This is a genomic window from Candidatus Poriferisocius sp., from assembly GCF_965204145.1.
Classification (GTDB): domain Bacteria; phylum Actinomycetota; class Acidimicrobiia; order Acidimicrobiales; family Bin134; genus Poriferisocius.
This window is the reverse complement of record NZ_OZ241977.1, coordinates 149,441-171,511: the sequence shown is the minus strand read 5'-3', so window position 1 is coordinate 171,511 and position 22,071 is coordinate 149,441. Positions and strand designations below refer to the sequence as shown.

Sequence of the window (22,071 nt, the reverse complement as noted above, 5' to 3'; positions counted from 1 at the left end):
TCACTCACGAGACCAGATCACCTCTGGAGGGCCGAAGGTCCCATATCCCCCCTGGCTGCTGCGTCGAATCGCAGACTGCATCACTCGACTGACGCCCCAGGCTGGCAATAGGTCTTCTTGAGCACTGGCAGCATGAGCCAGCAGTGAGGCGACAACCCGATGTGATGCAGGTTTGGTCCATATGGGCCATGTGAACGATCCGCGCTTCCAGCCACCAGATGCTCCTTGGGTCAGTGTCCGACCCGAACTGCCGAACACCGGAAATCTGCTGATGCCCAAAATGGCGAGGGCCTCTGGACCTGGGTTGGTCAGCTTCTTACCTTTCGATGGGTCGCCGGCAGACAGGGCGTAGTTGCTGTCGTCTGCGACATCCCACATCAATGAACTTAACTCGCTCTGGTAAGGCCAAGGCCCGGTCAGCCCGATCTTGAGATCTTCAGCCGTTACCCCGCTGAGGACTTCTCTCACCATTTTCAAGAACTTCTGCTGACCCGCTGTGAAATAGAGGTCAGTTGGTTTCGCTACCCCGCTGTTGTCGAGGCTGCCCTGAGCTACCAGGCAAGCTGCAAGATCAGCCCCTGGTCCGCTATGTCGCGATCCGGCGAGATAGGTAGCGATGTCCGACTCCTTGAACTTCACATCGCCAGACGGCTCGAGACCAGTGCTGATGGCAGGACTCTCCAACCACGCTGGAAACACCTCCATCGCCCGGTCAGCGATTTCCTCTACAGAGAACGAATCGTCAACCACTGCGTGAGGCACTACATCATCACTCCACCAAAGTCTGGGGACGTCCGTGGCACCATCGAACGCAACTTGAACACCTAGCGCGGCGAAGAAACCAAGAGGATTCGTGCCTTCAAGACCAGTGAGGTGGGTGCCAGTCACTGCCTGGCCTCCTCTGCGCTCTGCTGGTGGTCGGCTAGTCGGAGGATGGCCTCCAACCATGCCAAACCGTGATACCCGTAGCGTTCGACCAGGCGCCAGAAGCGGTCGGCCATCTCAAGTGCTAGAGGACCGTCTAACAAGGCGGTGCTCGCCTCCATTGGGATGCCTTCGTGATCAAACTTGAGCGTTTCAGGACAGTCATCCGCCGGGATGGGCGGCAGGGGCCTCGCCTGCCCATGATGGGTCCCCACCAGGTGCAAGACCAGATCAGGGTCGTGGGCACCAGCCAAGACATCGAGATTGGACTGGACCATGGCGACACTCATGATCTCGTGCCTGACAGGTGGCCGCTTGTGAGGAGAGGGTCGCGCGTCAGGAAGTGATTTAGCTAAGGGCTCATCCAGCATGGCTTGCCGTACTTCGTCATTTCCGACCATCTGCTCTTGAAACCGAGGATCTACCTTGCCGAGATCATGTAGTTGGGCAGCGAGCTTGAGGTCGGCCTGGATCTCGTCGCTCAGGCCAAGCCGGCGGGCGTAGTCGGCTGCCCGCTCCCCTACGCCGCTCAGGTGCTTACGCAAAGTAACCCCAGAACCAGTAAATGATGACGACTGGTCTGACCCATCCAAGGTTGAAGGATCGATCTTGCCGGAGACGAGCACGTAGTAGCCATCGTCCAGATTCCTGACCTCACTACCGGTCCTCAATTTTCCGATTGCTTCCCGTTGCCATCTACTGAGGCCAGCCAGGGACTCGGCCTCGGTCAGCCAGTCATCGACCCGATCTGAAAGTGGCCGCAGGGCAGTGTCTTCGTCATCTGGTTTTGGCGGAGTCGACCATCCATCAGACTCAGGCAACAGTCGCTGGTCGAGCCGAAGCGTGAAACGCTGTCCGTACGCGTGCTGCGCCTCGTCTCCGAGGTCGTCTACAGGATCGGTTGAATTCGGATCCCAGGTGCCGCCAGACAGGCCGCCTCGGAGTGGATCCACAACAAGGATGTCTCCGGGTCGGATGGCGGTCACAGAAATCGGCACAGGACCCTCTTCGTGTCCTTGCCATCGGCACCATTCCGAACTCGCCGCACCGTCCAAGTACTTGGTTTCTTCGTAAGAGCTACCGTTGACATCAGCCACGGGCACTTCCTCTTCTGCCCCACCAAGCCAGGCCTTGACCGCATTGATGGGAACTTGGAGATATTCAGCCGGGCGAAGCGGAACCTCTCTCAGCGCCCGAAGAGATCGGTCATGGCGCCAGGCGATGGACACATCCGCGACCTGCGGCTCTTGCTCGATGCCGTGCAGGAACCAGTCCACCGCCGGTTGCACCACTGGCTCGGGATTGGTCTGTACCCAGGCATCCATGTAGGTGGAAAGAAGGAGAGGCGCTGGGGCCGCGGGGGCAAAGCACTCGTCGGGGAACTGATGAGGGGTCTCAGAGCATGGGCTGAAGTCAATGGCCTCGAAGCCCTCTAGCCTTTGCAACTCCTCCCAGGTAGCTCGAGCCGAGTGACCGTATACAGGATCAGGCCGCTTGGGGTTGAGGGCAGACTTGGCCCCCACAATCCAGGCTCTAGCTGGCTCGCCAGTCTGCTCGGCAAGGGTGCCCCTCCGGTCGAGTCGACCAAACCGCTGCCGCAGACTGTCGATGGGAGCGGCTTCGGTAATCAACGCTTCGAAACTGAAGTCGGCACCGACCTCGATGGCTTGAGTAGCGACAACGACAGTCAGACCCTCACCATCTAGCTGCTTGTCGGGATCGACCAATGCTGATATCGCTTCCAATGACCTTGCTTTGTCAAGGGGGCGCATACGACCGGTGATCAGGTGCGCTGAGTAGCCTGCCTCCAAGAGCGCCCGATGGGTCTCTCGGGCAGTACGAACTCGATTGACGATCACTCCTACGCTTCTAACCGACTCACCCAGCTCTGACTTCAGGATCTTCTTCACATCAGATGGGATGGAGATATGCGGCTGCTTCGTTCCGGCATCCCGCAGCTTTGCTGACTTTGAAGCCTTAGCGCGACGGCGGAGCTCATCGGAACCGGCCAGGTCTTCCTCAGTCAACCGGAAGGGCTCCTGATGCCCGCCGGAGTTCGTTGTGGTGGCCGACATCTCGACTACTTGAAACCTCCTGGGGAGACGCCCGTTGCTGCTCAAAGCACTCACTTCTTGCAATGCCTGAGCGAAGGCTCGGCTGAGATGGACTTCGTCGAGAATGACCAGGCAGTCGTTGCCAGCCAAGCCGGCATGAACGGGGCGCATCTTCGGGGTGATTCCATAGCCGCGGAACAGAAGCCGAGATCCGAATTGGTCCACTGTGGACACCATCACCCAGGGCTCGTCGGGCCGACGGGCCCATTCTCCGTCGATTGGGATACCCCCCCGCAGTGCCACCACCCTAAGCAGTGATTCCCCGCCGACCTCTCTCAAGCGTTCCTTCATGAGCCGCAAAACTGAAGCTGGACCTTCTTGGATCTTCTTCTGTATGAGCTGGGCTCGTTCGATCACCTGATCCACCACGATCCGGCGATCAATGACAAACACCACTCGGCGAGGGAACAATTCCGGCTGGGCTGCAAGAGCGAACACTGCCGTATCCAGAACAGCGGTCTTACCGGTTCCGGTGGGCAGGTCAATAACTTCAGGCCAATGGCCCTCTTCGAGCACCTGAGTAGTAAGGCGATGCTGCCAGGGAAATGGGTCGTGGCCGTGTACCTCATGGAAATAGGAGGGGAAGTCGCAAGCTTGAAGCTCAGTCATTGGTGCCCCCGCCACTCACCGTCGACCCTGAATCTCCAGTAGGCCTCATGAGACCGAGACCCAGGAAACGGCCAGCCCCGAGCATCAGCGGACCCTGGACATGCTGCCCAAACGACAAAGCGACATGGACGAGCCGACGAGCCACCGGCTTGCCATCGCGACCCCGCTGATGGAACGGTGGAAAATCAGCCGCGGGCCTAGCGCCTCGAATGAAGGGATCGAGCGACAGCTCTACCTCAGCTGGCTCTGGCAAACCGACATGGCGGCAGGAAGCAACAACGGCCTGCTCGGCTCGATCCCAGGCTTTGGAACGGGCCGCCGCACTTCCCTTGCTCAACGGCCCCGGATGGGTTGGCAGGGCAACCGGGGTGGCCGATACCCATTGCAGCGAGGACCTTTGCCATAGCTCTGGCCTGATCGAGACGAGGTCAATCGGGCCAGTTCGCCTCTGGAGTTGAAGTATCCCGCTATTGCCGAATGTGAGGGTCAGATAGTCAGTCTCTTGCTCCCAATGGCCGATGGCCCGCAAGGTTGCCTGCCGGGATTCATGGTCCAAAGATTCGGGCAGAGACATTGCCAAGCCCATAATCCTGCCGTCAGCGTGTTCGAATCCGACATAGGGCAGTGGCAAGAATGCCACGTGCGGATCCAATGTCGGGGTGCCAGAGGATTGATGGCCGCTCAGACCTTCAGGGATCGGATCCTCAGCATAGGACATGATTGCCGCCCGCATGGCGGAGGCAACCTCAACCGTCCGCGAAGCTGGAAACCGCCGTGATTTCGCAAGAAACTCGAAGACGATCCAATTCCCAGCCGTGTCCGAACGCAGGGGCGGCGGCGATCCAGACTCGCTCGCTGCCTCGCTATAGCGGACTGCTGAGAACGGAAGCGATCTCGGCTTGATGGCCTGGTGCTGCTCAAATCTCTCCCTCAACGCGGCAAGCTGCCCAGTGCCTGTGCAGCGAAGGACATGAGTTCCAGCACCTGGGCTCCAATTGGGTGCTGAGGGATCGTCGACTAGGCGACAAGACACCAGTGATGATGAGTGCCCAAGGCGGGTGACCCTGTTGAGCAAGTCATCCAGCGAATTCCTCACTGCTTCCGGGAGTTCGGCATCCGGCCAAACAAAAGTCACCCGTGGCTCGACTGGAGTGACCGATGGAAAGTGCCGTTCTTGCTTGATCCTGCCGTCAGGCAGCAACTCCAGAGCCGACTTAACCGACGTCGTCCCTGCATTGGACACTTGGCTATCAACATCTAGCTCTTTCTGAATCTTGTCGCGGGTCCTCTCGGCCTTCTTGGTCAGTTCACCATCTGATCGCTCGATCTCAGATTCGAATTGATCTTCCAGCTTGTCGAGATTCTGGCTGCGACGCTCGTACCAGGCTCCGCTGATGATCCTGGTGTCGTTTACCGGCACGAAATAGCTCACGACTCTGCGGGGATCGGCCTCAGAAGCCGCAAGAGATGGGGCTGGCTGAGCTTCCAGCCACTCCAGAACCTCCCGCTCGGCATCATCTTCACCGGCTTCGGCCCAGCCAGCCACGAGGGCTGAGAACAATCTGGCCGGGTGCGGTGGCCACTCGCTAGCTTCACGGTCGTTGTGCGCGGTGGCCACGAACCGGCCGGTGAGGAAGTTGACCTCAATAGCGAGCACGTATCACTCCCCTGGAGTCTCGCGTGCGGAAACCTCACGACTGCGTCGGAGTAGCTCAAGCAGCTTGGGGGCTGGCTGGAGCTTGATCTCGGCGGTTTCCCACCCCAAATCCAGATCAGCCGATGCCTGTGCTGATTGGGTCAGAATCTGAGCTGCGGCATCGCGGTCGACTTCGACACTCTCTGGTGCTGCACCATCTCGACCAACGAGTTCAATTCGCGGCGCATGCTGTGGGATCAGAAGGCAGCGAGAGCGCAGGTCGTGATCCATTTCGTGCTGCAAGACGAGTGCGGCAACACCAAGAGCGGCGACCGCAGTCCGTGCTGCGACTTGCGCCTCTCGGCTGTGGCCGGCAAACCGCAGACGGCGAAGAGCGGCCAGTGAGATCACGGTGGTCTGCATCGCGGTCGAAATGGTTACGCCACCAGACGCTGAATCAATGTCAGGGGGAATATTGCCATGGTTGATTTTGGACGGCTGTCCGTCCTCGCCCTCACCACTTTTCCGCTTGGCATAGATGGGCTTGCCTTTGCTGTCTAACTCTGCCTCGCTCTCCTCTACGGTCCACACCTCTTCAGGATTGCGATGCTGATAGACGCGCTTCTCTGAATCCAGCTTCTCTATCTGAAGCGGATCCAGCCGACTGCCGACCTTGCGTCCGATCTGCACGTCGTGCCCGACGATCTCAGACACGTATGCCCTCTGGAACTTGGACCCCAGACCACCTTTGGGCCCAGTGGAGTCCCACTGGCCGAACAGCAGCGCAGTAGGGGCATACCGAAATAGAGCAGTGGCGTTGCGAGGCTGCGCATCGGTAATCGCTCGACCTACCTCAGATAGCCGAAACAGCGTGCCATCAAGAAGGCTGTCGCGGAAGATCGCATCGGCAAGCCGGTGAGGAACCTCCAACACTGTCAACCGGTCGACGTCGTCGAACTCACCGTTCTCCGTCGTGAAGTCGACGTAGGGGACTGGGAACCTCAACTCACCAGCGTCCCAGCCCTCCAACAGAGCTAACTCTGCCCGATTCGCCTGTGAAGCCACCGAGTCCAGAAGCACCGTCTGCACCTCACGATCACCCACTTGACGGGTCTCGACGGCGTACTTGTGCCCCGCGTTGACGGCATAAGTCGGCGGGAACACCTTCCCACCAGGCCCATCCACAGGCTGCAACTCGGTCAGCGACCGCAGCGCGACAGCTCCTCCGGCAACCGCACCCCGCAGTTTCTCGTAAGTCAGTTGAGAGACGTTCCCATCTCCCTGTGCTTGTGGGGTCATAAAGCCCTCTCCTCTTCATCTATTGGCAGATAGTGTCGGCGAAGTTATCAAGAGGTGATGACAATATGCCCTCAACCAAGAGTTACCAGCAGCTACATGAGCAGGTCGCTGCCCGGCCTGGTGCCGCGCTGCGGCTCGCAAAGCTGCGGAAGCGCACCTTGGTGAAGGTGAGGCTCTTCAAGCTCTGTGGATGGCTGGGTAACCGCTTGGCGACAATCAACGACTGGAAGCGGCAGGACGACAGGGGCTAGCCGGAGCGGTCAAGCGGCTTGGTAGGCGATGATCTTGCGGTTGGCGAGCCTCTGCTCGAACCGGATAGCGGCCTCGACTTGTACGAGGTCGAGGCTATAGGCGTGGGCAAGCGGGCCGGGGTCCGTGCAGGGCTTGCAGCGGGCGAGTGGGTACGGGACATCGGATCGGTCCGTCAGGATACCCAAGAAGATTCTGGAATCGAACCGTTCGGCACATCGGACGATCGAAAGTCGGTCAGACCGGAGGCAAAGGCAAGACGGACAACGCCGGTCAGGATGGGGCAGTTGAGCGTTTTGACCCGGGCGACTCAGCCGGCACCATACGACGGGCACGTTCGGCTTCAAGGGCGGCTACAGCATCTTCACTGGTCAACTGGCCTAGATCCCTTCCTTCAATACGCTCGATGACTTCTTCAAGAGTTGAGTCGGGTGCTGCTTGAGAGGACTCGTCGAGGCAACCCTGACCCTCAATGTGCTCGGAGTCGGCAGTGCTCACAGGGTGATGGCGTCATTTGGTTCCTCTGCTGGCACAGAGGGGGTGGCATCGCTCGCTCCCCCATCGCACTCGGCAGATAACACTCTGGGAGAGAGTACGGGGCGGTTTCGATTCGAGGGCAATGGTGGCCCCCTCAGCCAGCGGGCGACGGAGGGTTTGGGGGTGGGAGGTGGGAGGTCAGGTGCCGCACCTCGACCTCGAGCCGGACCAGCCGTTTCCCGAACTGACGCATTTCCCGTCCGAGGTCAGCAATCGACCGCCACATCATGGCGAGCACGGCCACCAGTAGGGCACCAAAAACCCCGATCACGCTCGCAATTGCCGATGTAGCCACGGGACCACGATACATGTTCGAGGCGCTGCTGGCAACTGATATTAGATGCTTTCACTAAATTTCAGTATTTTCTGCTTTCGACAGATCGAGGCTCCCGGTTCCCGTTCGTAGGTACTCAGGGTTGGCGTGGTGGCGGAGGTGGTCGATGAGTTGGGCGCAGCGGTTGAGGGTGGCGGCTTCGTGGGTGGGGATGGGGTTGGGGCGCAGGGGAGAGCTGGCGATGGCGGCTAGCGCGTGTTCTAGGAGGTCGGCGGCGGCGCGTATGTGGTGGGCGGTGTTCTCGGGGGTGATCATCTGCTGGAATGAGTCCGACTGGCCCAGGTAGGGGGCGAGCCTCCAGTTGGTGTGGGCGCCGTCGCGCTCGGCGGTGTCGAGCGTGTCGAGGACGGCATCGACAAACGAGCCTGAGGGGGTGGGCCGGAGCTTGCCGGCCATGACGTCGATGTTGTGGGTGTTGTCGAGATACCGGCGGAGATGAAGCCGGCCCAGCGCGGTCAGGCTCTTCTCGATGCTCATGTGGGCGGATTCCAGCGCAGACTCATAGGCGTAGTTGCGGTCGGCAGGAGACCACTCCCCCGTGGCTATCTCGCCGGGGATGGACTCGAGTATTCGGACCACTTCCAGGTTCTTGCGGTGGGCCTCATCCAGGTCTTTGAGGGCGAGGCCCCAGTCGTCTTGCAGCACGGCGGTCTCCTCGGCCCATGGGGCCGGAGGTGGGCAGGGGCGCTGCATGAGGGTGATGCCGTGAGCGTGCGCTTCTCCGAAAACGGAGGAGCGGGCATGCTCCAAGCTCCACTCCCATTCGCCGATAGTTGTGAGGATGACCTCGCATTTGATCCCGCGTGCGGCCTCAGCCGCCTGGCGCAGGGCGTACTGCGCGGCGCCGTGGTCGATGCTGACCGCCCGTGGTACCGCGGTGATAGCGATGAGGTCGATGTCGGAGTCAGCCTTCTGGGTCTGCTTGGCCACCGACCCGAAGACGATGACACGGACAATGTGCGGGTCGGCCGCGGCCATGGCCTCCGCAGCCTGGGCGGCATCATCAAGCGTCGGTGCCTTGCCGACAACGAGGGTCGCCATCGCCCGATGTTACCGGGGCGGGCTCGAAAACTGGTCAGGCCGGGACGGCGGCTTCTTGCTTGGCGCGGAAGTGGGGGATGACGTGGTGGCCGAATTGGCGGATGGTTTCTAGCATGACCTCTTGGGGGATGGTGCCCATTTGGATCATGCACATGATCTCGTCGCAGCCGACGGCCTCGAGCTCGCTCACGTAGCGGATGGCGTCTTCGTAGTTGCCGTAGGCGTGCTCGATGTTGAAGGTGCTGGTGGCGTTGGGGCTTAGCGGGATGTTCATCTCGCTGATCTTGGCGTGAACGTTGCCCACCGCCTCGTCGATGGCCGCGGCGGTGTCCTCGTCGGCTGATCCGGCCCTCGGCGGGGGCGTGCCCAGGTTCCAGTGCATGATGGCCTCGGCGAAGAACCGCTGGCCCCGGGCTCCAATGCGGAAGGCCTCGTCCCGGTCGTCGAGGATCGTGGTGGGGCACAGCGCCGAGAACCAGTCGTTGGGGTGGTCGCTCACGAACCGCTCGCCGGTGCGGGTGGCTATGGCCTCGTCGTAGGTCTCCTTCATCAACCGGATCTCGTCGGCACCGGCGAAGCCCAGCACCAGCGCCCCGATGCCCAACTCGGCGGCCAGCTTCACGGTGTCCACCTTGGTGCAGGCCAGGTACAGCGGCGGATGGGGGTCTTGCACCGGCCGGGGCAGAATCGGGTGGGGTGAGATGTCGAGCAGGCCGTCCCACTCGAACTCGTCGTCGCGCCAGCAGTTGGAGATGATCCGCAGCGACTCTTCCACCTGGGCGTAGGTGTCCTCGGGCTTCACCCCGAATGCCGACATCTCCTGGAGGGTGGCCCCCCGACCGGCGCCCACGTCGAGCCGCCCGCCCGACAGCACGTCCAGCATGGCGATGCGCTCCGCGGCCCGCAGCGGGTGGTTGTAGCCGAACGGCATGCACACCACCCCGTGGCCGATGCGGATGCGAGACGTGCGAGCTGCCACCCAGGTCAAGAAGATCTCCGGGGCGCTCATGTGGGCATACCACTTCAAGCAGTGGTGCTCCACCGCCCACACTCGGTCGAAACCCACCTCCTCGGCCAACACCGCCTGATCCACGCAGTCTCGGATGACCTGCTGCTCGACCTCGCGGGATGGATCGGCCATCTGGGCTTCGAAGATCATGGAGAATTTCACGTCGCCATTGAACCACTCCTGGCCTGTCGAGCCCGAATGCTGGCAATCACTGCCGTTTGCCCCGCTGTCCGGTGGGGTCTGCCCAGAACCCTCTGGCTACCATCATCACGGCATGGATTTCGACGAGACCCCCCAAGAAGCCGCCTTTCGAGCCGAGTGCATTGAGTGGCTCGACGCCAACGTCCCGGCCGACGGCGGCGGCGCCCGTGACCAGACGGCCATTACCATCTCCGATCCGGACGTCGAGAACGCCTACGTGGCCCGGTGCAAGGCGTGGCAGCGCACCAAGTACGACGGCAGCTGGGGCTCCATCACCTGGCCCACTGAATACGGCGGCAAGGGGCTGAGCGGCATCCACGAAGGCATCTTCAAAGAGGAGGAGGCCAAGCGGGTGGCGGCCACAGGGGTGTTCGCAGTGGGCATCGGCATGGCCGGCCCCACCATCATCGGCCACGGCACCGATGCCCAAAAGGAGCGGTTCCTGCCCGCCATGCTCAAGGGCGAGGAGGTGTGGTGCCAGCTGTTCTCCGAGCCGGTGGCCGGATCAGATCTGGGCGGGTTGCGGACCACCGCGGTGCGCGACGGCGACGAGTGGGTGGTGAACGGCCAGAAGGTGTGGACCTCGGGCGCCCAGTACAGCGACTGGGGCATCCTGTTGACCCGCACCGATCCCGACCAGCCCAAGCACCGGGGCATCACATATTTCCTGGTGGACATGAACACCCCCGGCATCGAGGTGCGCCCGCTGGTGCAGATCACCGGCGCGGCCCACTTCAACGAGGTGTTCTTGTCGGATGTGCGGATCCCCCACGAGAACATCCTCGGCGGGGTCAACACCGGCTGGGGTCCGATCATGACCACCCTGTCCAACGAGCGGGCCCTGATCGGCGGGTCCAACGCACGGACCCGGTTCAACGAGCTGGTGAAGCTGGCCCAGCAGACCGGCACCGACCAGGATCCGGTCATCCGCCAGGAGCTGGCCAAGACCTACACCCGCATGGAGATCCTGAAGTATCAGGGGTACCGGGTTCGCACCGCGACCAGCCGAGGAGAGCTCCCCGGCCCTGAAAGCTCCACCATGAAGCTGGCCATATCGCTGCACTTCGGGGAGATGGGCGACTTGGTGATGGCCATGAGCGGCGCAGCTGGGATGCTCCACGGCGACAACGCCCGAGACGAGGGGCGCTGGCAATACGAGTTCCTGGGTCAGTGGGCGTCGCGCATCGGCGGCGGCACCGACAACATCCAGCGCAACACCATCGGCGAGAAGGTGCTGGGCCTCCCTCCCGACATCCGAGTAGACAAAGGCGTCCCCTTCCGGGATATACCCAGCTAGCTCGCTCCGTAGACCGGCGCCGGATCAGGCGAAGCGGCAATAGAAGCCCGCACCGCGTCACCGACTTCAGCAGCCGCGAACTTGCGGCCCACGTCCACCACATGGCCGTGCTGCCAGCCGTCGCACACGTTGAGCGCTCCGCCGGCGATCTCGAACACTCGGCCGGTTACGTCGCACGCATCCGACCCCAGCCACACCACCAGCGGCGACGCGTTGGCCGGGTCTTTCTCGTCCCAACCCTCGGGAGCCTCCTCGGTGTACATGATCCCGGCAGTCATTCTGGTGCGGGCGTCGGGGGCGATGGCGTTCACCGCCACCCCGTAGCGGCCCCACTCCGCGGCCTGCTGGATGGTCAGCGCCGCCACCCCGGCCTTGGCCGCGGCGTAGTTTCCCTGGCCGATCGAACCCAAGAGCCCGGCCCCGGAACTGGTGTTGATGAGCCGCCCTCGCACGTCCTCGCCGGCCTTGGACCGATCCCGCCAGTGGGCCACCGCATGGCGGGCCGGGGCGAAATGCCCCTTGAGGTGGACCCGCATGATGGCGTCCCACTCCGGCTCACTCATGTTGGCCAGCATCCGGTCGCGCAAAAATCCTGCGTTGCACACCAGCGTGTCGAGGCGACCCCACGTGTCGATGGCCTGGGCGATCATGGCTTCGGCCTGGTCCCAGTCGGCCACATCGGCAGCGTTGGCCTCGGCCTCGCCTCCCATGGCCCGGATCTCGGCCACCACCTCCTGGGCCGGTTCGGATGCGCCACCCGAGCCGTCGCGCTCCACCCCCAGGTCGTTGACCAGCACCCTGGCCCCCTCGGCGGCGAACTCCAGGGCGTGGGCCCGGCCCAGTCCCCGCGCCGCCCCGGTGATCACCACCACTCGGCCGTCGGCTATGCCGGCCATCGTCAGAAGACCGGATTCAGCTCGGACGACACCATCCACATGGCGTAGTACTGGGCGGCGCCACCGTAGGCGTGGCCGATGGAGATCTTGGCCCCCGGCACCTGGTATTCACCCGCGGTGCCCCGCACCTGGTTGGCCGCCTCCAGGCAGCGGATCATGCCCGATGCTCCGATGGGATTGGACGACAAAACGCCGCCCGACATGTTCACCGGGAACGACCCGCCCAGCTCGGTGTCGCCGGCGTCGGTCATCTTCCACCCCTCGCCTTCCTCAGCGATGAGGTGCCCTTCCAACCACATGGGCTCGTACCACGAGAACGGCACGTACAGCTCGGCGCAGTCGATCTGCTCCCGGGGGTTGGTGATGCCCGCCTTGCGGTACAGGGCCTCCGAGCACTCCACCCCGGCTTGGGGCCGCACCGTGTCGCGCCCGGGGAACTGGCCGAACTCGGTGCGCTTGGCGTGGGAGATGACCCACGCCGGCGGGCGGCCCGACTTCTTGGCGATGTCGTCGTTGCCCAGCACCACGGCCGCGGCCCCGTCCGAGGAGGGGCACGACTCCAAGAAGTGCAGCGGGTCCCACAGCATGGGCGACTCCCGCACCTTCTCAATGGAGATGTCGGGCAGATGCAGGTGGGCGTAGGGGTTTTTGAGGGCGTTGAGCCGATCCTTCACCGCCACCATCCACCCGATGTGCTCGGGGGCCTGGGAGCGGGCGATGTAGTTGCGGATCCATGGGGCGAACGTGCCGCCCGCGCCCTGGCCGCCGCTCTTGCCGCCCGACAGCGCCCAAGTGGCGTTGCCTTCCGACTGCTTCTCATAGGCGATGGTCAGCACGGTGTCGTACATCCCCGATTCCACCAGGTTCACTGCGGAGATGGCGGTGGACGCCCCCACCGACCCCGCGGTGTGGACCCGGTGGATGGGCTTGCCGATTGCCCCCAGTGCGTCGCACAGGCTCAGCAGCGGCATCATCACGCCTTCGAGGGCGTCGGGGGCCTTGCCGATCACAATGGCGTCGATGTCGTCGAAGGTGGCGCCAGCGTCTTCCAAGGCCCGGAGGGCGGCCTCCCGCACCAGGCCGTCCAAGGTCACATCGTCGCGCCGGCGCTTGTACTTGGTCTGGCCGACACCGATGACAGCGCAAGGTCGTGGAGCCATTATCCGTCTCCTTCCAAGACGCAGAGCAGGTTCTGTTGCAGGGCCGGGCCGCTAGAGGCGTGGGCCACGCCCCGGCCGCCATCGCCGTTGCGGATGCCCCGGGCCAACTCGATCACCCGAGTGAGGCCCACAGCCATGAACGGGCTGCCGGTAAGCGGCCCGCCCGACGGGTTCACGGAGGTCTCACCGTTCAAGCCGAGGGCGTCGCGCAGGATGATCTCCTCGGGGCTGTAGGTCACGGTCAGCTCGGCGATGTCCACCGGGCCGTCGTGCAGGCCCACCCGATCGGCCGCGATGCGCACCGACGGGGAGTCGGTCAGGTCCCGCAGCGTGGGGTGGTGCGAATCGATGCGGTGGTCGATGGCCCGGATCCACACCGGGTTGTCGCACAGCTCCCGGGCCTTGTCGGCCCGGGCGATGATCATGGCCGCGGCACCGTCGCTGGTGGGCGGGCAGTCGAGGCGGCGCAGCGGCTGCTGCACGTAGGGCTCGGCCAGCAGCTCGTCCACCGACAGGTCTCCGCTGAGCTGGGCATAGGGGTTGTCCTTGGCGTTGGCATGGCTGCGGGCTACCACCTCGGCGAAGTCCCTCTCGGTGGCCTTGCCCGCGGCGATGAGCGCCTGGGCTTGGAAACCCGCCTGCGTGCGAGGGTCGAGGCCGATGGGGGCATGGACGTAGGGGTCGGTCTGGAGTGAGAACCCCTCCCGGTAGCTACCCGGCGAGCACTTGCCCGAGCCCGACACCAGCACCGTGTCGATGTCGCCCGACTGAAGCCGCACGAATCCCTCGAACAGGGCCCAGGCGCCGTCCATCTCCACATGGCTCTCATAAACGGGGGGCCACGCCCCCACCGCGTCAATGTTCATGACGAAGGCGAACGGCATCCCCGACAGGTAGTCGCAGCTCCCCGCGATGGTGAAGTCGATGTCGTGGCGGTCCATGCCCACCTGCTCGATCACCGAGTTCACGCACGGCATGATCATGGCCGGCTCGCTGTCGTTGAAGTGGGCGTGAGAAGAGGTTTGCTCGAACGCGACAATGGCCACGTCTTCAGCCAGGCTTACCATGAGTGCTCCTTCAACTCATCGGCGGGAATGTCGGGCTCGCCGGTGGGCTCGAACCGGGCGTACACCGTCTCGGGAATGTTGCCGTAGCGGTTGTCGATGTCCTCCACCGACCGTTCCTCGGGATCGCGCCAGATGCAGCGCATCCGCATCCCCACCCGCATCTCGTCCACCGTCATGTCGCGGATGTCGATGCCGATCACCGGCTGGTCGGTCCCGTCGAACAGGATCGAGCACCGCACGTAGGGCTCGGTCTCGGTCTGGCCGTAGTACTGCACCGGGTTCAGCTCGGTGAACGCCACCACGGTGCCCACGTCGGACACTTCCACCTCGTCGGATTCGCTCATCAGCACCCGAGACATGTTGTCGTAGCCCCGACCCGGCACATACACCTTGCCGGTGACCGGGCTGCGCTGGCCGATGATCTTGCCGTCCAACAGCCCCTGGGCGAACCGGGCCCGGTGGGGGTACAGCGGCTCGTTGATGCGCAGGCCGATGAGGTGCTCGGTGATGGTCACCGGCTCCTCACCCGGCTCGATCACCTGATCGGCGGCGTCGGCCTCGGGCACGAAGTACACATCGGCGACAGAGCCGTGGCGCTCGTCCCGGTACTGGGCCCGCACCCTCATGCCGGTGCTGATGGCCTCGGGGTCGCCCCCGGTGTCCACTGCGTGCACCAGGGAGGTGTCGGCCCCGTCCAGCTTGATGAAGGCGAAGCCGAACGGCCGGTCGAAGGGGTGCTTGGCCGAGGGCTCGGCCACCCAGGTCCAGTTCACCACCTCCCCGCCAGGGCCCACCTCAACCAAGTCGGGCTCCAGGGTGGCGAAGGTGTCCGGATCGAACTCCATGGGCGGGCACAGCACCCGTTCACCGCACCGCTGGCCGAGGATGCGGCCGTCGCGCAACCCGGTCAGAAACGGACCGATGACCGGCCCGGTGGTGCGGGTGTAGGGGTACTCAAGGGTGTAATCAACATCATGCAACTGGGGCACGGCGGCAAGTTCACCACACGCCTAGAGCCTCCCCCAAAGCAAACGGGGTCAGCTCAAGGTGCCGAAGTAGGCAGTGACGTCGTCGATGTACAGATCGGGGGCTTCGAGGGAGGCGAAGTGGCCGCCGCGGGGCATCTCTGTCCAGCGGACGATGTTGTACCAGTACTCCACCCATGGACGAGCCGGGAAAATACCATCGCCGGGAAAACGGGCGTAGGCGGTGGGCACTTCCACCCGGCGGTCGGGGGCTGAGGATCCTCGGCCCCCGATTCGGGTCTCGTAGTAGAGCCGGTTGGCCGAGGCGATGGTGCCAGTCACCCAATAAACCATCACGTTGGTAAGCAGCTCGTCTTTGCTGAAGCTGGCTTCGATGTCGTTCTCGGGGCCGATGTCGCTCCACACCAGGAACTTCTCGACGATCCAGGCAGCCAGTCCGGCCGGGGAGTCGTTCAAGCCAACCGACAAGGTCTGTGGGCGGGTGGCCTGCTGCTCCCGGTAGCCCCGCTCCACCAGGTTGCGAGTCCGGCCTTCTGACCGGGCTGCCCTCTCCTCATCAGTCAGGTCGCGCACTGCTCCGGGCGGAGGCTCAGGGGCGATTATCAGGTTCAGATGTATGCCTGTGAGTCGTTCCGGGGCCTGGAGTGCCATCTGAGAGGTGACCATCGCCCCCCAGTCCCCACCCTGGGCGCCGAACCGCTCGTAGCCCAGACGGCTCATCAGCTCCAGCGAGGCCGTAGCCATCCGCCGGGGCGTCCAGCCCGGCTCAGCGGTAGGTCCGGAGAAGCCGTATCCGGGCAGAGACGGGCATACCACGTGGAAGTGCTCCCGCAGCGGCTCAATCACCTTGGCGAACTCGGTGATGGAGCCGGGCCAACCGTGGTGGATGACCAGGGCCATGGCGTCCGGGTTGCGGCTGCGGGCGTGGATGAAGTGCAAGTTCTGGTTGTCGATAACGGTGGTGTACTGGGGAAACCGGTTTAGTTCGGCTTCCACCGTTCGCCAGTCGTACTCATGGCGCCAGTAGCGGCACAGCTCTTTGAGGTAATCCAGATCGGTCCCCTCGTTCCATCCGGCACCGGGCAGCGGGTCGAACCACCGGGTGGCGTCCAGACGACGGTGGAGGTCATCGAGCACCTCGTCGGGCACCTCAATGGCGAACGGCTCCACAGCGGTCATAACAGCGGCTAACCGGTGCGGTCGTGGAGGGGGCCGGCGGGGAGGCGGCCGTCGATGTCGGTGAAGCCGTAGGCATCGGCCATGTCTCGGGCCGAGACTGCCTGACCGGAATAGCGGGATCGGTCGGCGTCGATGGCCAAGGCGGTCACCGCCCGGCCAGTGAACCGAGGCGACTCCGCGGCCGACAGGTCCAAGCTCGGCGGCAGCTCCACCCCGGAGTCAACGGCCACATCGATGCGCTCGGTGCGCACGAACCCGGGCCACACCGACACCATCGACACCCCGGTGTCCCCGAGCTCGCGGGCGCAGTCGGCGGTCATGCGGTCGAGGGCGCACTTGCCCACCCCGTAGGCCACGTGCCAGGCGTACTCTGTGGCCCCCGACGAGCTGATGTTGGCGATCAGGCCGTCGCCTTGGTCGATCATCCCCGGGGCGGCCAGCACCGAGGCCACGTAAGCCGAGCGGGTGCCCACATCCATCATGTCGTCCCAGTTGGAGATGGGCACCTCCCAGAAGGGCAGCATGGCAGTCAGCTCGTCGGGAATGGCAAAGGCATTGTTCACCAGCACGTCCAAGCGGCCCTGCTCTTCAGCGATCTGGTCGAACACCGTCCGCACCGCATCGTCGTCGCGGTGGTCGCAGGCCACCGCGGTAGCGGTACCCCCCGCTGCGGTGATCTCCTCCGCGGTGCCTCCCACTGTGCCAGGCAGCGGATGCTGGCCAGCACCTGTTGTACGTCCCGTGATGTACACCGCAGCCCCGGCGGCAGCCAGCTCCAAGGCACAGCCTTTGCCGATGCCCCGGCTGGCCCCGGTGACCAAAGCCACCTTCCCGGCCAGGGGTGATCCGTCCAAGATGCTCATGATGATTCCTCCGGTGGGTTGGCACCTGGTGGGTTGGCAATAGCCATGGGGGGCGACGAGCACGAGGTGGACCCCTTGGCCCGGAACGGGGAGTGGCAGAACACGAACCGGTCCACCCCAGCCGCGGCGACCTCTTCGCAGCTCAGCGACTCCCCCAGGCGGATGCCCTCTTTCACCAGCATGAGCTGGTGGCCCACCGACATCCACCCCTCGGTGGCCTCGAAGTCGTAGAAGCCCCACATCCAGCTGTCGGTGGACACCAGCGCCGGACGGTGAGAGGCCAGCCACTTGTTCTCGGCAATCCACGGCCCCGGCGATCCAGCTAGGAACCGCTCGGGGTCCTCCCGAGAAAGGCTGATCCACCCGGTGCGCAGACACAGAGCGTCGCCCGGCTCGGGATCAGGCAGGCCTTGGCGCTCCCAAGCCCCCTCGATCTGCTCCACAGTGATGCGGTGTTGGTCGGTGAGCCGAGGCAGCCCGGCCTGGTTCGTCTCCACATCGCCGGTGGTGGCCGCCACCTGGGCGGCCACATCGATCATCAGTCCCCGAGTGAGCAGCGGAGCCCCCCATGAGGGAACGTCCATGGCGGTCACCCCATCGGTGCGGGCCAGATCTGTGCCCTGGTGGCCGTTGTAGAAGGTGCCGTCCACCGCCGCGTGGGTGAAGCCGTTGATCTTGGTGCTCATGTTGAAGGTGTACGACACCCGCTCCTCGGAATACCCCAATTTCGACGGTCCCAGCCCTTGGGTGCCGCTCACGATCTCGCCCTCAAAGCCCTCGCCGGGGTCGTAACCGGCGATAACCAGCTTCTGTGCGAACTCCCGGGTGCTGTAGGCGGGATAGCCGGGCCAAATGCCGTCTCCCATCGAATAGGTGCGAATCGGCTTGGTCAGATCCAGCATCCCCAAGGCGTCGGCCCGCTTCTGCTCGGTGACCTCGTTGTAGGTGCCCAGCATGTCGTCGGACCCATACCGGCTGGGAGCCCACGCCCCGGCGGCGGCCGCCTCTACGTCGAATTTCTGATCGTCGAACATCACTGGCGCAGCCTAGCCACCATCATCAAGTTTGCTCAGAAGCAAAGAAGGGGTGGTCAGGCAGGAGCGGAGACGGTGAGGCGGGCCATCTCCCGGCGCTGGGGATAGTGGTCGGCCACCGCGAAATGCTGGGTGCAGCGCTCGTCCCACAAGATCACGTCGCCCTCGGTCCACTCGTAGCGGATGGTGTAGTTGGGCTGAGTGGCGTGCTCATAGAGGCAGTCGAGCACCGCGTCGCTTTCGGCCCGGTCGAAGCCCACCAGATGGCTGGTGAAGTTCTTGTTCACGTTGAGATAGCGGCGGCCGGTATCGGGGTGGACGGCAATCACCGGACGCTCGGTGCCCGGGAACTGCTCCTTCGTGCGGTCATACAGCTCCACCCCGGCCTTGGACTTGAACGACTGGCCCGGCCCCATGTGATGCCAGGCGCTGATTCCCTCCAGCCGATCCCGCAATGTCTCCGACAAGCCGTCGTAGGCGGCGTACATGCTGGCAAAAATGGTGTCGCCGCCCCGGGCCGGCATCTCGATGGCCCGCAGCGTGCCCAGGATGGGCGGGTCGGGATCCCAGGTCACATCGGTGTGCCACTTGTCCTGGTAGGGCGGACGCTCCTCGTCGTCCACGATGCGCTCCACCTTGGCCTCCACCGCCCCTGCCACCCGGCCGATGGGATGGATGTAGGGCCGACCCCACGGGGCCAGCAACTCCATCTGGTGGGAGTCGTCAATGAATTGACCGGGGAACACCAGCACCAGATGCTCCAGCAGGTGCTTGTAGAGCTCATCGCGCTCACCGTCGGCCAGCGATTCCCGCAGGTCGATGCCAGTCACCCGGGCCCCGAGCACTCCCCCGAACGGTTCTACGGTCCAATCGGCCATGCTCGGCGCCTTAGAAGAAGCCGCGTCCTTGGACGGCGGCGTTGGCCAGCCAAATCTCGAAGTCTTGGATCGACTGGGACATGGCCTGGCCGATGAGGTCGAGCTTGCGCACCTGCTCGATGCGGGCACTGGCCTGCTCCAGCTCCCGCTTGGAGAGCAGCTCGCTGAAGATCCCGCAAGCGTGGGCCAGGCAGATGATCACCACGTCGCGAGGGCTGGGGATCTCATCGCTGAACAGCACGCCCATGATCCGCAGCTTGACCTCCCGCTCGGCCTCACCGTCGATCATCGGGTACCGGCGCGACCGGAACACCCACAGGAAGCGGTCGTCCTCACGCTCCAGGATGCCCCGCTCCACCAACCGGTCCAGCGTCGCCTCCCGGATCTCCGGTGCCTTTTGGGAGATCTGCTCCACCCAGTGCCGGGCGTCTTTCTCCTGGCCCTCGACGCCCTGCCCTTCGGCGATCATGGCCAGCGTCGGATCCAGCAGATCGTCGCCTAGCGGGGTGTCGTCCACCAGGATCAGGTGCTCCAAGTCGGTGTCTATCCGGTTCTCCATGGCCAGCTCCATCAGCACCGCCCCGCCGACGGCCCGGTCCATGGACGACTGGGGCACGTTGATGAACTTCCCGTCGTCGTCTCGCAACAACAGGAGAAGGATCTCTTCAACAAATCTCAACATAGGAAGCTCCTCTCAAGCTCCGCACCACAACCGCTGGAAGTGCCCTCGACAAATCTCAACATAGGCCTAACGATAGGCGATGATTTCCTCGCCGTATTGATGCAGGGCCTCAACAATTTGTGAGCGTGTATCGCCGGCGATGAGGGCGGCCATCGCGGTCACGCCGATGGCGGCTTGGGCGGCAATGTTCTCCAAGTGCTGGTCGGCGTTCCAGCCCGGCGTGCCCACCGGCCCGACTTCAAGATCCATGTACTTGATGTCGATGGGCTCGGTGCGGCCCACCGACGCGGCGTGGTCATGGAGATAGGCAATCATCTCGGCCAGCTCATCCAGGGTCTCTAAGTGGGCCGAGCGGCGGCGGGAGGCCAGTGCCGCCGGATTGGGCATGGGCATCCACCCCTGGGCCTTCTCTGCCACCCGGCGGCGGGAGAGCTTGGAGTTGCCCCCGATCCACACCGGCACCGGCGACTGCACCGGGGTGGGAAGCCCGGTGCTGTCGGCAATGGTGAAGTTGAGGCCCTGGTGGTTCACCGTTTCGCCCGACCAGATCAGCCGCATCACCTCCAGGCTTTCGTCGAAAAGGGCATTGCGCTGGTCGAAGTCCACTCCCACCGCTTCAAACTCGGAGAGCAGATAGCCCACCCCCGCGCCAAGAATGACCCGACCGTCGCTGAGCCGGTCGAGGGTGGCCACCGTTTTGGCCAAGATGGCCGGATTTCGATAGGGCACCGGGGTCAGGTTGGTGAGAAGCCGCAGCCGGGTAGTAGCCCCGGCCACCACCCCTAGCGCCACAAATGGGTCGAGGGCGTCGTGGCCCCCGCTGGCCAGCCACCGGTCGTTGGGCAGGGGGTGCTCAGTGAGCGAGCAGGAGTCGAACCCCGCCGCCTCGGCCGCCCGAGCGAACTCGGAAACGGCCTCGGCGGTCAGGAATTCGGGGTTCTGCGGATGGGCCATCAGCGGAAAGCCGAAGCTGAACTTCATTCCCCCAGTCTTCTCGATGGCCCAGTCGATTGGTCAACTGCGGCCCCCCTCGCCTTGGACATGCTCTGTCGCCCTTAGCCGCCCATCGCCGGGATGATTCGCTGGCCGTATGCGTTGAGGGTCTCGTCCTTTTGGTCGTGCATGAGGTAGATGGCGAACTGGTCCACGCCCAGCGCCTCCAGCTCGCGCAGCCGGGCCAGGTGGGCGTCCTCGTCTCCGAGGAGGCAGAAGCGGTCGATGATCTCGTCGGGAACGAAGTCGGTGTGTTCGTGGCCCGCTTTGCCGTGCCCGCTGTAGTCGTAGCCCTCCCGCCCGGCGATGTAGTCGGTGAGCGCCTGGGGCACGCCCACCCCCTGGTCGCCGTAGCGGGCTACCAGATCGGCCACGTGGTTGCCCACCATGCCGCCGAACCATCGGCACTGCTCTCGCTGGTGCTCGATGTTGTCGCCCACATACGCGGGTGCGGCCACGCAGATGTACAGGCTGTCGGGATCGCGGCCCGCCTCCTCGGCAGCCTGGCGGACAGCGGAGATGGTCCACTCGGCGATCGCCGGATCGGCCAACTGGAGGATAAACCCATCCGACTCGCTGCCGCACAGGTGCAGCGCCTTGGGACCATAAGCCGCCATCAGCACCTTGAGCTCCGACTCCCCGGCCCACGGGAAGTGCTGCTGGGTGTGGTTGTACTCGGTCTTGCGGCCTTCGGCCAGGTCTTTGATCACCCGCATCGACTCGCTCAACGTGGCCAGGCTGCGGGGTTTGTGGCCGATCACCCGCATGGCGGAGTCGCCCCGGCCGATGCCGCACACGGTGCGGTTGCCGAACATGTCGTTCAGCGTGGCGAAGAGCGACGCGGTGACCGTCCAGTCCCTGGTGCCGGGGTTGGTGACCATGGGCCCGACGATCATGCGGTTGGTGGCCGAGAGCATCTGGCTGTAGATCACATAGGGCTCTTGCCACAAAACGTGGCTGTCAAAGGTCCAGCCGTAGTTGAAGCCGAGCGTCTCGGCCCGCTTGGCCAGCTCCACCACCCGCCAGGCCGGAGGATCAGTTTGCAGGACGACGCCGAAATCCATGGCTACTCCCTCATCCGAG

The 22,071-nt window shown here is 64.0% G+C and carries 18 protein-coding genes; 1 reads left to right on the top strand and 17 read right to left on the bottom strand.

All coding sequences use genetic code 11. The features are described 5' to 3' along the window. The 6 genes from ACOGI7_RS00710 to ACOGI7_RS00685 form a co-directional block, all read right to left on the bottom strand. The gene (locus ACOGI7_RS00710; RefSeq protein WP_419850013.1) at window positions 1–888 is read right to left on the bottom strand and encodes a hypothetical protein; all 888 of its coding nucleotides are present in this window, start codon (window positions 886–888) and stop codon (window positions 1–3) included. After that, entirely contained in the window at window positions 885–3,647 is a 2,763-nt protein-coding gene (cas3u, locus tag ACOGI7_RS00705) for a type I-U CRISPR-associated helicase/endonuclease Cas3 (RefSeq protein ID WP_419850012.1), read from the bottom strand. The genes ACOGI7_RS00710 and cas3u overlap by 4 nt, the downstream gene beginning before the upstream one ends. Next, on the bottom strand, window positions 3,640–5,304 hold the full coding sequence (csb2, locus tag ACOGI7_RS00700; RefSeq protein WP_419850011.1) for a type I-U CRISPR-associated protein Csb2: 1,665 nt from the start codon (window positions 5,302–5,304) through the stop codon (window positions 3,640–3,642). Before csb2 ends, cas3u begins: the two co-directional genes overlap by 8 nt. Window positions 5,305–5,307: 3 nt before the next feature. Continuing rightward, entirely contained in the window at window positions 5,308–6,582 is a 1,275-nt protein-coding gene (gene cas7u, locus ACOGI7_RS00695) for a type I-U CRISPR-associated RAMP protein Csb1/Cas7u (protein WP_419850010.1), read from the bottom strand. Window positions 6,583–7,717: 1,135 nt separating this feature from the next. Further along, the gene (locus ACOGI7_RS00690) at window positions 7,718–8,743 is read right to left on the bottom strand and encodes a nucleotidyltransferase domain-containing protein (RefSeq protein ID WP_419850009.1); all 1,026 of its coding nucleotides are present in this window, start codon (window positions 8,741–8,743) and stop codon (window positions 7,718–7,720) included. 34 nt (window positions 8,744–8,777) lie between these two features. Then, a complete protein-coding gene (locus ACOGI7_RS00685) occupies window positions 8,778–9,914 on the bottom strand; it encodes an LLM class flavin-dependent oxidoreductase (RefSeq protein ID WP_419850008.1) in 1,137 nt (378 codons plus the stop codon). A 112-nt stretch (window positions 9,915–10,026) separates the two neighbouring features. Between ACOGI7_RS00685 and ACOGI7_RS00680 the strand changes: the two genes are divergently transcribed. Then, the gene (locus ACOGI7_RS00680) at window positions 10,027–11,250 is read left to right on the top strand and encodes an acyl-CoA dehydrogenase family protein (RefSeq protein ID WP_419850007.1); all 1,224 of its coding nucleotides are present in this window, start codon (window positions 10,027–10,029) and stop codon (window positions 11,248–11,250) included. On the opposite strand, the gene ACOGI7_RS00675 is transcribed toward ACOGI7_RS00680, so the two are convergent. From ACOGI7_RS00675 to ACOGI7_RS00625, 11 genes are all read right to left on the bottom strand, one after another. After that, entirely contained in the window at window positions 11,247–12,146 is a 900-nt protein-coding gene (locus tag ACOGI7_RS00675; RefSeq protein WP_419850006.1) for an SDR family oxidoreductase, read from the bottom strand. The genes ACOGI7_RS00680 and ACOGI7_RS00675 overlap by 4 nt on opposite strands. Before the next feature lie 2 nt (window positions 12,147–12,148). Beyond that, window positions 12,149–13,306: a thiolase domain-containing protein gene (locus ACOGI7_RS00670; protein ID WP_419850005.1), complete on the bottom strand. Its 1,158-nt coding sequence runs from the start codon at window positions 13,304–13,306 to the stop codon at window positions 12,149–12,151. Then, on the bottom strand, window positions 13,306–14,373 hold the full coding sequence (locus tag ACOGI7_RS00665) for a lipid-transfer protein (RefSeq protein WP_419850004.1): 1,068 nt from the start codon (window positions 14,371–14,373) through the stop codon (window positions 13,306–13,308). Before ACOGI7_RS00665 ends, ACOGI7_RS00670 begins: the two co-directional genes overlap by 1 nt. Continuing rightward, the gene (locus tag ACOGI7_RS00660) at window positions 14,367–15,362 is read right to left on the bottom strand and encodes a Zn-ribbon domain-containing OB-fold protein (RefSeq protein ID WP_419850003.1); all 996 of its coding nucleotides are present in this window, start codon (window positions 15,360–15,362) and stop codon (window positions 14,367–14,369) included. The genes ACOGI7_RS00665 and ACOGI7_RS00660 overlap by 7 nt, the downstream gene beginning before the upstream one ends. A gap of 48 nt (window positions 15,363–15,410) precedes the next feature. Further along, a complete protein-coding gene (locus ACOGI7_RS00655; protein WP_419850002.1) occupies window positions 15,411–16,538 on the bottom strand; it encodes an epoxide hydrolase family protein in 1,128 nt (375 codons plus the stop codon). Between the two features lie 8 nt (window positions 16,539–16,546). Continuing rightward, the gene (locus ACOGI7_RS00650; RefSeq protein ID WP_419850001.1) at window positions 16,547–17,401 is read right to left on the bottom strand and encodes an SDR family NAD(P)-dependent oxidoreductase; all 855 of its coding nucleotides are present in this window, start codon (window positions 17,399–17,401) and stop codon (window positions 16,547–16,549) included. Continuing rightward, complete coding sequence (locus tag ACOGI7_RS00645) at window positions 17,398–18,435, bottom strand: cyclase family protein (protein WP_419850000.1); 1,038 nt, start codon at window positions 18,433–18,435, stop codon at window positions 17,398–17,400. Before ACOGI7_RS00645 ends, ACOGI7_RS00650 begins: the two co-directional genes overlap by 4 nt. Before the next feature lie 56 nt (window positions 18,436–18,491). Then, window positions 18,492–19,313 (bottom strand): TauD/TfdA dioxygenase family protein, encoded by an 822-nt coding sequence (locus ACOGI7_RS00640; protein WP_419849999.1) that lies wholly within the window; start codon window positions 19,311–19,313, stop codon window positions 18,492–18,494. Window positions 19,314–19,323: 10 nt separating this feature from the next. Further along, complete coding sequence (locus ACOGI7_RS00635) at window positions 19,324–19,995, bottom strand: GOLPH3/VPS74 family protein (RefSeq protein ID WP_419849998.1); 672 nt, start codon at window positions 19,993–19,995, stop codon at window positions 19,324–19,326. 66 nt (window positions 19,996–20,061) lie between these two features. Beyond that, window positions 20,062–20,976, bottom strand: coding sequence for an LLM class F420-dependent oxidoreductase (locus ACOGI7_RS00630; protein WP_419849997.1), 915 nt, complete (start codon window positions 20,974–20,976; stop codon window positions 20,062–20,064). A 74-nt stretch (window positions 20,977–21,050) separates the two neighbouring features. Further along, window positions 21,051–22,052, bottom strand: coding sequence for a TIGR03842 family LLM class F420-dependent oxidoreductase (locus tag ACOGI7_RS00625; RefSeq protein WP_419849996.1), 1,002 nt, complete (start codon window positions 22,050–22,052; stop codon window positions 21,051–21,053). Between the last annotated feature and the right edge of the window lie 19 nt (window positions 22,053–22,071).

Excerpts from the sequence above, each read along its gene's own strand:
- ACOGI7_RS00635 (WP_419849998.1), bottom strand. The coding sequence starts at position 19,995 with ATGTTGAGATTTGTTGAAGAGATCCTTCTCCTGTTGTTGCGAGACGAC.
- cas7u (WP_419850010.1), bottom strand. The coding sequence starts at position 6,582 with ATGACCCCACAAGCACAGGGAGATGGGAACGTCTCTCAACTGACTTAC.
- ACOGI7_RS00640 (WP_419849999.1), bottom strand. The coding sequence starts at position 19,313 with ATGGCCGATTGGACCGTAGAACCGTTCGGGGGAGTGCTCGGGGCCCGG.
- ACOGI7_RS00670 (WP_419850005.1), bottom strand. The coding sequence starts at position 13,306 with ATGGCTCCACGACCTTGCGCTGTCATCGGTGTCGGCCAGACCAAGTAC.
- ACOGI7_RS00645 (WP_419850000.1), bottom strand. The coding sequence starts at position 18,435 with ATGTTCGACGATCAGAAATTCGACGTAGAGGCGGCCGCCGCCGGGGCG.
- ACOGI7_RS00630 (WP_419849997.1), bottom strand. The coding sequence starts at position 20,976 with ATGAAGTTCAGCTTCGGCTTTCCGCTGATGGCCCATCCGCAGAACCCC.
- ACOGI7_RS00690 (WP_419850009.1), bottom strand. The coding sequence starts at position 8,743 with ATGGCGACCCTCGTTGTCGGCAAGGCACCGACGCTTGATGATGCCGCC.
- ACOGI7_RS00680 (WP_419850007.1), top strand. The coding sequence starts at position 10,027 with ATGGATTTCGACGAGACCCCCCAAGAAGCCGCCTTTCGAGCCGAGTGC.
- ACOGI7_RS00625 (WP_419849996.1), bottom strand. The coding sequence starts at position 22,052 with ATGGATTTCGGCGTCGTCCTGCAAACTGATCCTCCGGCCTGGCGGGTG.
- cas3u (WP_419850012.1), bottom strand. The coding sequence starts at position 3,647 with ATGACTGAGCTTCAAGCTTGCGACTTCCCCTCCTATTTCCATGAGGTA.
- ACOGI7_RS00650 (WP_419850001.1), bottom strand. The coding sequence starts at position 17,401 with ATGAGCATCTTGGACGGATCACCCCTGGCCGGGAAGGTGGCTTTGGTC.
- ACOGI7_RS00655 (WP_419850002.1), bottom strand. The coding sequence starts at position 16,538 with ATGACCGCTGTGGAGCCGTTCGCCATTGAGGTGCCCGACGAGGTGCTC.
- ACOGI7_RS00665 (WP_419850004.1), bottom strand. The coding sequence starts at position 14,373 with ATGGTAAGCCTGGCTGAAGACGTGGCCATTGTCGCGTTCGAGCAAACC.
- ACOGI7_RS00675 (WP_419850006.1), bottom strand. The coding sequence starts at position 12,146 with ATGGCCGGCATAGCCGACGGCCGAGTGGTGGTGATCACCGGGGCGGCG.